The sequence below is a fragment of the Actinoplanes sp. TBRC 11911 genome, assembly GCF_012933445.1.
Taxonomy (GTDB): Bacteria; Actinomycetota; Actinomycetes; order Mycobacteriales; family Micromonosporaceae; genus Actinoplanes.
The window spans coordinates 109,360-119,919 of record NZ_JABBNC010000033.1 but is presented as its reverse complement, the minus strand read 5'-3'; the positions used below and the strand labels follow the sequence as shown (position 1 = coordinate 119,919).

The following is a 10,560-nucleotide window of genomic DNA, read 5'->3' as shown; positions in this document are numbered from 1 at the left end:
AAGGGCGGCACCATCGCCGACATCACCACCGGCGACGTCCTCGAGCTGCTTGAGGCCGAGGCGCAGGCGCACGGCAGCGGGACCGGGGCGGTCCACACGTTCTACCGGATGCTGCACACCATGGGCGTCTTCGGCCCCAACGCCGCGGCCACCCTGCGGGAGCTACGCACCGCCGGCCAGCTCACGCCGGACGAGCTGATCGACCGCTACGGCCTGACCTGCCGGCCGATCCGGAACCTGCTGGTCGACTACCTGCGCGAGCGGCAGCCGGCCCTGGACTACACCAGCCTCGACTCGCTGGCGAACATGCTCGGCCGGCTGTTCTGGGCCGACCTCGAACGCCACCACCCCGGCATCGACAGCCTCCACCTCGATCCGCAGGTCGCCGCCGCTTGGAAGCAACGACTGCGCACCATCACCCGCACAACACGCGCCGAGGACGGCCGCGCAACCAAGATCGAAGCCGAGCGGATAAGCTACCGCGCCTGCCTGACCCCGGTGCGCGCCTTCTACCTCGACCTCGCGCACTGGGCCGTCGAAGACCCCGCGCGCTGGGCCCAATGGGTCGCTCCCTGCCCGATCGGCAGTGAGGAGAGCAACCAGAAGAAGGAGATACGCCGCCGCAAATCCCGCATGGACGCCCGCACCCGCGAGCGGCTGCCCGTCTTGCCTATCCTGGCCCGCAGCGTCGAACATTACCGCCGAGACGCGGCCGCCCTGCTCGACGCTGCCCGCCAGACCTCACCCGGTGAGTCGTTCACCGCCGCCGGGCAAACCCTGACCCGCATCACCCCGGCACGTTCGGCCAGCACGAAGGTTTGGGCCGTTGACCCTGCCACCGGCCGGCGCCGCGACCTGGTGCGCGAGGAGGAGTACGCGTTCTGGGCGTTCGCCGCGGTGGAGGTCCTGCGCGCCACGGGCATCCGCATCGAGGAACTGACCGAGCTGTCGCACCACAGCCTGGTCCAATATCGGCTACCCACGACCGGGGAACTGGTGCCCCTGCTACAGATCGCGCCGTCGAAGACCGACATAGAACGGCTCCTGGTTGTCTCGCCCGAGCTCGCCGACGTGCTGTCCACGATCATCCAACGCGTCCGCGGCGCGAACAGGGCGATCCCGCTCGTCGCCTCCTACGACCCTCGGGAACGCACTTGGTCGCCGGCCCTGCCGCTGCTGTTCCAGCGTCGCGTCGGCACCGAGCAACGGGCGATCACCGACAAGGTCATTCGGGAAATGCTCGACACCGCCATCGATCACGCCGACCTGAAGGATCCGGCCACCCACGAACCGTTGCGGTTCACCCCACACGACTTCCGCCGCGTGTTCATCACCGACGCCGTCCTCAACGGGCTCCCACCGCACATCGCCCAAGTCATCGCCGGCCACTCCGACATCAACGTCACCATGGGCTACAAGGCCGTCTATCCGGAAGAGGCCATCCAATCGCACTTGGCCTTCCTCGCTCGCCGTCGATCGCTGCGGCCCAGCGACGAGTACCGCGTGCCCACCGACGAAGAATGGCAGGAGTTCCTCGGCCACTTCGAACGGCGCAAGGTCTCCACCGGAACCTGTGGGCGTGCGTTCAGCACGCCATGCATCCACGAACATGCATGCATCCGCTGCTCGATGCTCTGGCCCGACCCCGCCCAGCGCGACCGACTCGCCGAGATCCGCGAGAACCTCATCGCCCGCATCGCCGAAGCCGAACGCGAAGGCTGGCTCGGCGAAGTCGAAGGACTCCGCATCAGCCTCGCCGGCGCCGACGACAAGCTCGCCCAAATCGACCGACGAACGTCCGGCGGCTCGGCGGTCAACCTCGGCTTGCCTCGCATAGTGCCAGCTCAACCCATCCCGCCGGAGCAGGGAACGGCTGCCCTGACACAATCAGTGAGTGATCAGCAATGAGATCCGGTTCGACTGCCAGCAACGCGACGACGGCGTGCTCGTGATCGTCCCGCACATCGATGGAGTACCGCTCACTGAGCTGATCGACAGATTCGAGATCGCGGCCGGGATGCAGCCAGCAGGCGACGCCTACGGTGGGCTGATCCCCGCGTTCTTCCGATTCGGCCCGATGGATGACCACTTCCACGGACACTCCACCGACGCGATGGGCCTGAAGACCGCCGTGCTCGGCTGTGAATGCGGCGAGTGGGGATGCTGGCCGCTCATGACCAGCATCACCGTGACCGATGACCAGGTGACCTGGAACGCGTTCGAACAACCTCACCGCCAAGCACGTGACTACCCGGGATTCGGACCCTTCCAGTTCGGCCGCCGCCAATACGACGAAGCTCTGGCGGTCCTGATCACGGCGATCGGCCCTGACACCGACTGAGTACATCCCACCGGTCAGAACGGAAAGGAGAGGTCGTGTTCGACGACGTCATCGGCCTGAGCCCCGAAGATGCCGCACACTGGACCGCGCTGGTCGAACAGTGCCGCCCCATACTCGAGAACAACGGGATGGACGCGGTCCAAACCTTCCTGGCCGAGCGCAATGTCGGCATCATCCAGGCGATCGCGATCACGCGTGCGCTGCTTGGGAAGGCAGAAACACCTCTGCGAGACGTCATCGAGATCGTGGCCACGAGTACGGCTCGGAAGTAGGTTCAGAGAATTCACGGTCGACCCGTTCTACTGCCAGCCAGGTTTGCAGGGCGCCCATGAGAAAGGCGGCGTCGAGGGGCAGATCGGCTGGTTCCGTCGCAACCACCTGGTCCCGGTTCCTTCTCTGAACTAGCTCGAACCTCCTGGGAGCGGAGAGCGCGACAACTTCGTCCAACGAAATCCTCAAGTTCGGAGTCGGGTTGCCGATGCTTCTTCTCCCGATCGATCGACCTTTGGAGGCGAAGACATTGAGCAAGCAACCTGGTGCGGGCTGGGAGTTCGAGAGCGACTACTGGAAGAGGCCATGGGGTGGAGCGAAGGACGCCAGCCTCGCCGACGCTGTACTCGGCGAGAGCGAGAAGTTTCGGGCTCTGATCCAGTTGTTCGTTGACCAACCGAGCCTGCGTGCGACCCGGGATCAACTGGTCAAGTCGTTGAAGACCACGTCGCCTGGGCTGGGCATGAGCCCGCGCTCCGTCACGGGGTGCAGAAACAAGCTCGGCTGGAATGCCTTCTATGTCGCCCAGAAGCGCCTCAACCCCATCAGCGCCGACAAGAGCGGTGGTCCTAATGCGGTTTGGTTCATGCGTCCAGAAGCGCATGCGGCGTTTGCTCTGGTGATGTAGGCGGCAATGAACCGTGGGTGCCGACGTCCGGTCGCTTCGCCTGAATCGGACATGCGTCATGGCAGGTGAGCGGCGTCGGCGCCCGCAGTTCCGGGAGCGGGTGCGGTGATGGTCCGTGCTGCGATCTTGGGGAAGGCGGGCATACCGAGTTCGACGGCCGTGGTGCGGCGTTGAACGGTGATGTCGGTCTGGGCGAGCTTCTCCTTGGCGGCGGCGAGGCTGACGCGGAGTCCTTCGGCATCGCCGAGCCAGCCTTCGCGTTCCGCCTCGGCGATGCGGGCAGTGAGGTTGTCGCGGATCTCGACCAGGCGGTGCCGCTGGCCTGGGTCGATACGAAGGAGTGGGCAACGCACGCAGCTGTGTTCATGGATGCAGTTGGTGTCGGCGTACTGGTGAATGTGCCCAGGTAAGTACACGTGAACGTGCCCAGCCGAGGGGCGCACGCGTGAGCGAGGCTGATCGGTTGGGTGCCAGCTTCGCCGCTCTGCCGACCGATTCGGGATCGCGTTGAGTGCGATGTGGAATTACTGACAGTAAGGAATCGGCTATCGGGGTGGCAGATCCGGGTGTCTGCTGGGGTGCGGGGCATGGATCGTGCCGGCCACGAGTATGGCCGTGCCGAGGAGCGCGGCGACGGTAACGAGTGCGTGGAGCACGGTGAGGTGGTTGCCGAGGACGCCGATGGTGGGCGGTCCGGCGACAATCGCCCAGGAGCCGATCGAGGCGATGACGCTCACGCGGGCGGCGGCGCGTCGTGGATCGCTGCCGCCGGCGCTCATGCCGGCCGGGAAGCCGAGTGCAGCTCCGAGACCCCAGAGCAGGCTGCCGGCGCAGGCGGCGGGGAACGTGGGTGCGAAGGCGAACAGCGTGACTCCGGCTATACCGATGAAGGCGGTAAGGCGTACGACGGTGATGCGACCGTAGCGGTCCAGCAGTGCCGGGCCGAACCAGCGGCCGGTGGTCATGGCGGCCAGGAATGCGGCGAAGGCGAGTGTACCGAGCGCGTCCGGGACGTGGTATCCATCGATCGCGGCGACGCTGATCCAGTCGTTGCCGACTCCTTCGGCGAAGGCGAAGGCAAACACGAACACTCCGACGAGCAGGGTGCGCGGTTCCCGCCACGCGGTCAACGCGCCGGGCCTCGGCCCCTGTTCGGACCTGTCCAGGCCCGTCGGGTCGTGATCGGCGAGGAATCGCCGTGCCTGCCGCGCCACGCCGACCGCGACCAGCGCGGCGACGGCGATCAGATGCGCGGCGACCGGCACGTGCAGGGCCACCATCGCCGCACCGAGGAGTGCTCCGGCCACCGTTCCGAGGCTGAATCCGGCGTGGAAGCGAGACATGACCGACCGGCCGAGATGCCGTTCCACCACCGTGCCCTGCACGTTCATCGCCACGCCCCAGGCGCCGTTGGCGAAGCCGAGCAGGAACAGGCCGGCCGCTACCGGCAGGGCGCCGGCGAGCGAGCCGAGAGCGGCCGTGGTGAGGCCGGCACCGAACATGACGGCCATCGCGGTGACCACGTTCGTCGAGCCGATCCTGGTCACCACCGGGCCGGACAGCGGCATTGCCAGCAGGGAACCAGCGGCAACGGCGAGCAACACCCAGCCGAGAGCCGCCGGATCGAGGTCGAGGCGATCGCGGACCTGCGGGATCCGGGACGCCCAACTGGCGAACGCGAAGCCCAGACCGATGAACGCCGAGTAGGTCGCCGTGGCGGCGGCACGGATCGCTTGCGGTGTGGCCGGCGTGGCAGCGGTCGAGGGCGACATGGCTTCGAACGTATCAAACGCAATCTTTGTTCGATACGTTGTCTTCGAGGAGCGGTTGGGGTTCAATGACGGCATGACGATCGGTGACCGCCACCAGCAGATCCTCGACGCGGTGCAGCAGGCGGGCGAACTCGGCGTCGGCCCACTGGCCGAGCTGACCGGCACCTCCGAGATGACCGTGCGCCGAGACCTGGAACAGCTGGCCGATCAAGGCATGCTCGAGCGCTACCGCGGCGGCGCACGCAGCCTCACCCTGCGCGGCGAGGCACCTCCGTTTGCCCTGCGTACACAGGAAAACCGGGACGCCAAGCGTCGTATCGCCCAAGCAGTGGCCGACCTCATCGCCGACGGCGAGGCCGTCGTCATCGACAGCGGCACCACCTGCCTGGAAGTCGCCCGCCTGCTGACCACACGCCGGCTCACGGTCATGCCGCTCTCGCTGCACACCGCGAACGCCCTGGCAGGAGCTCCCCGGCTACGGCTGCTGCTGCCCGGCGGCGAACCACGGACCGACGAGCTGGCCCTGACCGGGCCGCTCGCCGAGGCCTCGCTAGCCGCACTGCGCTTCGACACCGCCATCCTCGGCTGCTGCGGGCTCACCGCCGCCGGGCTGACCAGCTACGACCTCGCCGACTCCGCGATCAAACGCGCCATCATCGCCTCCTCCCACCGCGTCATCGCAGTCGCCGACCCCACCAAGCTCTCACGCACGACCTTGGCATTCGTGGCGCCCGTCTCCACACTCACCATGGTGGTCACCACCACCAACGCAGATCAGGAACACGCCAACGCCCTCATCGCGGCCGGAACCATCGTCCATCAGGCGTGACTACAAGGTCACGTCCGGCGCCCCGCCGCTAGACATATGCCCAGACCGGCGGCGACACCCGACGCCCGGCCGACCAACCCCCAAATATCTGCACATCAGCGAGGTTTACCCCTCCACCCGCACCAGGATCCGTGACAGCGTGTTACGAGGAGTCGCCCGCGGGGACCGGCGTCCTCCACCGCTAAACTCGCTGCTTTGAGCTTCCCCACAGGCTGCCCCGCAGCCGGACCGTGGGCACATTCCGCCGTACACCGCTGGGCACATTCACGCGTACCCCGACAGTTGGTGCCATAGGCGCGTCCGCAGTCGCCGAGAGCGAGGCGGCGGCGTTCAAAGTGGCCGAGGAACTCATCCCATTCCGCGTCGGTAGGCTGCCGGTATTCTTCGCCGGGTCGCAGGCCGCGCCGCCGGGCGATAAAGGCTCGATGCCCGTTGATCGCCTCCTCGGGATAGACGGCCTTATAGCCCATAGTGGTATTTATATCCTTGTGCCCAAGTAGGAGTTGCGCGATGTGGGGCGGCATCCCGTTCATGATCGCGTCGGTGGTGAAGATCCGACGGAAGTCGTGGGGCGCGAAGTCCAGCGGCTTGCCGGTGCTCTTGTCGGCCAGTCCGGTGCGGGAGAGAGCGTCACTGACCAGGACTCGGATCCCGGTGATCGGGATTGGCCGGGTTTCCAAAGCGATGGTGCGCTGGAACAGCAGGGGCATCGGCGGGTTCCAGGTCTTCTCGTGATGGTCGTAGGCGACCACGAGCGGGACGCTGCCGTCGGGGTTGCGGATCCGGCAGACGATTGCGGACAGCACGTCGGCCAGCTCTGGTGAGATGACCAGAAGGCGTTCCTCGTCGGTCTTCGACGGTGGGATCTGCAGCAACGGGATCAGCTCGCCGGTGCTCGGAGTGCGGTATTGGACCAGGCTGTGGTGGGACAGTTCGGTGAGTTCCTCGACCCGGATGCCGGTCATGCGCAACACTTCGACCGCGGCCCAGGCCCAGAACGCGTTGTCTTCCTCGCGGATCAGGTCACGGCGGCGTCCGGTCTCGAGCTCTTCGGCCCAGATGCGCGGTGAGTGGCGGACGAGTCGGGGCAGCCGCAACGTGACGCCGTCGACGGTGAAGGTGTCGCCGGGGTCGGCGTTGCGGGCTGCCGCCAGGCGTGCAGCGGCGTTTTTGCGTTCGCGGTCGACGGCCTTGACGAGGGTGGGCAGGACGGGCAGCCGGTCTCGGGTGCGTTGGTCCATGCGGGCCTTACGCCGGGATTTCATTTTCCGGTGCTGGATGTCGGTGGCGCGGATCGGGGACGGCACCGCCCAGGGTCCCCACCGGGCTGGGTCGTCGAGCGCCCATTGGGCTAGGTCGAGATAGAAGCAGCGCACGGTGGTCAGCGCGTCGGTGGCGCTGTCGCGTTCGACTGTGGTTTCGGTGATCTGTCCATCGGCGCTGCGGGAGCGGACCACGCGGGTACGGATCCGCTGTTTCCATGCTGCGGCGATCTCGGGGCTCAGCCGCAGGGAGTCGACGCCCGGGTGATGACGTTCCAGATCTTTCCAGAACCAGAGCACCAGCGTGGTGGCCAGCGTGGTGAGCGTGTTGTAGTCGATCGCGGGTTGCCGTTCGCGCAGGTAGTCGACCAGCAGGTCCCGGACCGGTCGGCAGATCACCTGGTAGCGGTCGACGAGCTGCTCGACGGGCATCTGGCCGGCGAAGACGGGGCTGAACATGCGGACTGTGGGTGGCGCGTCGGCGGGGAAGAGACCGGCCGTGTGCAGCAGCTGATAGAAGACCGGGCTGTGCCGGCCAGGTCGAGTCGGTCCGGGGAACACCTCCCGGCTGACCTTCATGGCCTCGAGACAGTCGCCGATCGTGACGTCCCTGACTGAGCCGCCCTTGGCCGCCATGATCAGCGCGATCTTCTCGATGGCGGGAACCATGGTCGAGTCACCGACGGTGTGGGCCAGCCGGGCGGTCCGCAGTTCGGCAATGCCACCGGGGTCGCGGGCTTTGGCCAGCTCGTTGGCGATCCGCAACGGTGACGAGGTGACCATGAGCCAGACCAGCGACGGCCGCAGGTAGTCGCCGCCGATCAGCTGGATCAGGCCAGTGCCGAGGACTTTGCGAACGTAGCCCGGGCGCCCATCCATGAGCCCGGCTGCGGCGAGGTCGTCGGCGGCTTGCAGTCGCCAGTCACGCTGGCCGTCGCGGCCGGCTCCGGTGGCGTCCCACCGCTGCTGCCAGCTCTGGCCGGGAAAGAGTTCCAGCCAGTCGAGGACGGCCTGCAACGACGCCTTGCGATGGCAGCGGGACTGGGAGTCGTCGCCGCGGAACGGCTCTTTCGTCAGCCGGTCCTCGACGGCCGTGCGGTCCTGGCGGGTCATCGGCCAGCTCGCGGCGATCGGGCGTGGCGGGAACTTGTCCAGCAACGCCGTGGCTTCGCTACTGACCTGCCAGACTCGGGCCCCAGGCAGGTGGACCGTCGTGATGCTCACGGCTTGCTCCGGCCGAACAACACGTCCAGGCTTTCCGGGCGATATCCCAGCGTCTCCGGCTGCCTCTGCGGTTGCGGCTCGGAGCGCCGACGATGGTGGGCCAGCACCGCGTCGATGACATCCGCTGGCGTCGGGGTTGTATAGATCTGGGTCGTGGTCAACGAGGCGTGGCCGAGTACCCACTGGACGTCAGTGATCGGCGTATCCGGGTCACGCGCCAGTCGATACGCTGCCGTGTGACGCAGGTCGTGCAACGACCAGTTCGACCCCAGCAGTGCGTTCGCCCGAACGAACATCGCCCTGGCGGCGTGATAGGTCAGCGGCCGGAACGGCCGGCGCAGCGTCCACCACAACGGGTCGTCCGCCCCCGCCGGCACCAAGCCGTGAACGTGCTGCTGGTAGAGCCGCAACCAGACGAAAGCGTCCGGCGACGCCGGAAGCTGCTGCATTGGCCCGCGATCCCTTACGCACCACCGTGATCAGCTGCTGACCCGGATCCGCGCCGCCGCGCAGCACACCCAGCAACTCCGCAGCGCGAGCTCCGGTCGACACCCAAAACGCGACCATGGCCCGGTCCCGGTCGGTGGACAACCGTGCGAACAGGTCGTTGAATACCTCGTCCGGGATCTGCCGGGGGATCCGCTTGGGTTGCCGAGGCCGGAACAACCCGACGCGCTGGGGCTCGAACCGGTCCATCGGGTTGTGGTGCGCATGCGGCCGCTTGGCTCTGGCCAACGGGAACGGGTTCACCAACGGCCCGGTCCCGGCGTCCAGGTGGAAATCGTAGAAGCTTCGCAGCACCGTCTCGCAGTGCGCGACCGTCGAGGGCGCGTACTTCTCACCCGCCGGCCGTTTGCCGGTCACCGCGTTCACCCGCTTGGGCTTCACCGCCGGCGGCTGGTCCGGGGCCCGCCAGTGCGGTCGGGTCGGCTTCGGTCCGATCTGGATCCAGCGGCAGAAGTCCCGCGCCTCGACCCGGGTCGCTTCCCGCCACGCGCTCTCCACCGCCCACAGGAACCGGAACCAGCGCAGCAACGCCATCCCATACGAGCGCTGTGTCGCCGTCGATCGCCCGGCAGCCTGCAACTCGCCGAAGTACGCCGCGACGGCCGCCACCGGCTGGCCCGAGGAATCCAACAGCCGATACGGCTCCCACAGATCACCGGTCGCCGCCAGAGACCCCACCCGCGGCACCACCAAAGACCCCAGATCCCGGCAGGGATCTCCATGTTCGATCACGGGCAGCGACCGTAGTCAACAAGATCCCTCCCCGCACCCTGAGCAGCGCCGGAACATCAAGTAGTTCAGTCAACAAGACCGAGGTCGACTCCTTCGAGCAGCTCAATGCCATGGTCGACCTGGTTGAGATCCTCGCCGACGGCGGGCCGTCGGCGCTGGTCGCCCACCTCCGCCAGTGGTGGGACGACAACCGCCAGTTGAGATCCTCGCCGACGGCGGACCGTCGGCGCTGGTCGTCGCCGGGAAGACCCCGCACGTGCGCGGGTTCGCGTTGAGATCCTCGCCGACGGCGGACCGTCGGCGCTGGCGCTGGCGTCGGACTTGTGCGCCAGGTCGTGCACGAGGTTGAGATCCTCGCCGACGGCGGACCGTCGGCGCTGGGATCGGCGGCTCCGGTAGCCAGTCCGTCAAGGTCTACGCGTTGAGATCCTCGCCGACGGCGGACCGTCGGCGCTGGGAGACCTGGCGGACATCATGCGCAGTGCCGGCAACGTTGAGATCCTCGCCGACGGCGGACCGTCGGCGCTGGATGCCGACGCGCCCCAGGATGGGGTCGCCGACGACAACGTTGAGATCCTCGCCGACGGCGGACCGTCGGCGCTGGCTACGAGATCAAGGAGTGATCGATGGCCGTCAACGTTGAGATCCTCGCCGACGGCGGTCCGTCGGCGCTGGGGCCTGCCTTACGTGATGTTCAGCGACGAGGTGCAGGTTCAGATACTCGCCGACGGCGGGACCGTCGGCGCTGGCGGTGCACTCCCGCGGGACGGTGCCGGCGGGCCGCGCTTGTTGAGATCCTCGCCGACGGCGGACCGTCGGCGCTGGAACGGACGCATTGGGGACCGTGTATGACTGCCCGAGGTTGAGATCCTCGCCGACGGCGGACCGTCGGCGCTGGCCGCCCGTGTCGATCTGCCGCAGCGGCTGGATGTTCTTGTTGTTGAGATCCTCGCCGACGGCGGACCGTCGGCGCTGGTCATGCGGGTGGCCAGATC

The 10,560-nt window shown here is 67.4% G+C and carries 10 protein-coding genes and 1 CRISPR repeat array (1 of these 11 only partly in view); of the genes, 5 read left to right on the top strand and 5 right to left on the bottom strand.

Annotation, left to right across the window (positions count from 1 at the left end):
• The 4 genes from HH310_RS33470 to HH310_RS33455 form a co-directional block, all read left to right on the top strand.
• A partial coding sequence (locus HH310_RS33470; RefSeq protein ID WP_211192930.1) for a site-specific integrase occupies window positions 1–1,908 on the top strand: 1,908 nt, incomplete at its 5' end.
• Window positions 1,895–2,341 (top strand): hypothetical protein, encoded by a 447-nt coding sequence (locus HH310_RS33465; protein ID WP_169179711.1) that lies wholly within the window; start codon window positions 1,895–1,897, stop codon window positions 2,339–2,341. The genes HH310_RS33470 and HH310_RS33465, both read left to right, overlap by 14 nt.
• 35 nt (window positions 2,342–2,376) lie before the next feature.
• Window positions 2,377–2,613, top strand: coding sequence for a hypothetical protein (locus tag HH310_RS33460; protein WP_169179710.1), 237 nt, complete (start codon window positions 2,377–2,379; stop codon window positions 2,611–2,613).
• A gap of 206 nt (window positions 2,614–2,819) precedes the next feature.
• Window positions 2,820–3,239: a hypothetical protein gene (locus tag HH310_RS33455; RefSeq protein ID WP_169179709.1), complete on the top strand. Its 420-nt coding sequence runs from the start codon at window positions 2,820–2,822 to the stop codon at window positions 3,237–3,239.
• Window positions 3,240–3,295: 56 nt separating this feature from the next.
• On the opposite strand, the gene HH310_RS43335 is transcribed toward HH310_RS33455, so the two are convergent.
• Window positions 3,296–3,655 carry a hypothetical protein gene (locus HH310_RS43335; protein WP_211192929.1) on the bottom strand — a complete coding sequence of 120 codons (360 nt, stop codon included), beginning with the start codon at window positions 3,653–3,655 and terminating at the stop codon, window positions 3,296–3,298.
• Between the two features lie 129 nt (window positions 3,656–3,784).
• Window positions 3,785–5,011 carry an MFS transporter gene (locus HH310_RS33445; protein ID WP_169179708.1) on the bottom strand — a complete coding sequence of 409 codons (1,227 nt, stop codon included), beginning with the start codon at window positions 5,009–5,011 and terminating at the stop codon, window positions 3,785–3,787.
• A gap of 73 nt (window positions 5,012–5,084) precedes the next feature.
• Between HH310_RS33445 and HH310_RS33440 the strand changes: the two genes are divergently transcribed.
• Window positions 5,085–5,840, top strand: a complete 756-nt coding sequence (locus HH310_RS33440) for a DeoR/GlpR family DNA-binding transcription regulator (RefSeq protein WP_169179729.1) — start codon at window positions 5,085–5,087, stop codon at window positions 5,838–5,840.
• 95 nt (window positions 5,841–5,935) lie between these two features.
• Here the strand turns inward: HH310_RS33440 and HH310_RS45600 are convergent, their stop codons facing one another.
• From HH310_RS45600 to HH310_RS44375, 3 genes are read right to left on the bottom strand one after another with little or no spacing between them, the layout of a single operon-like run.
• Entirely contained in the window at window positions 5,936–8,326 is a 2,391-nt protein-coding gene (locus HH310_RS45600; RefSeq protein WP_169179707.1) for a tyrosine-type recombinase/integrase, read from the bottom strand.
• Window positions 8,323–8,622, bottom strand: a complete 300-nt coding sequence (locus HH310_RS45920) for a tyrosine-type recombinase/integrase (RefSeq protein ID WP_396027562.1) — start codon at window positions 8,620–8,622, stop codon at window positions 8,323–8,325. The genes HH310_RS45600 and HH310_RS45920 overlap by 4 nt, the downstream gene beginning before the upstream one ends.
• Entirely contained in the window at window positions 8,537–9,367 is an 831-nt protein-coding gene (locus tag HH310_RS44375) for a hypothetical protein (RefSeq protein WP_248294666.1), read from the bottom strand. The genes HH310_RS45920 and HH310_RS44375 overlap by 86 nt, the downstream gene beginning before the upstream one ends.
• Window positions 9,368–9,687: 320 nt before the next feature.
• Window positions 9,688–10,560: a CRISPR direct-repeat array (repeat unit 37 nt; unit sequence GTTGAGATCCTCGCCGACGGCGGACCGTCGGCGCTGG); it runs 938 nt beyond the window's last position.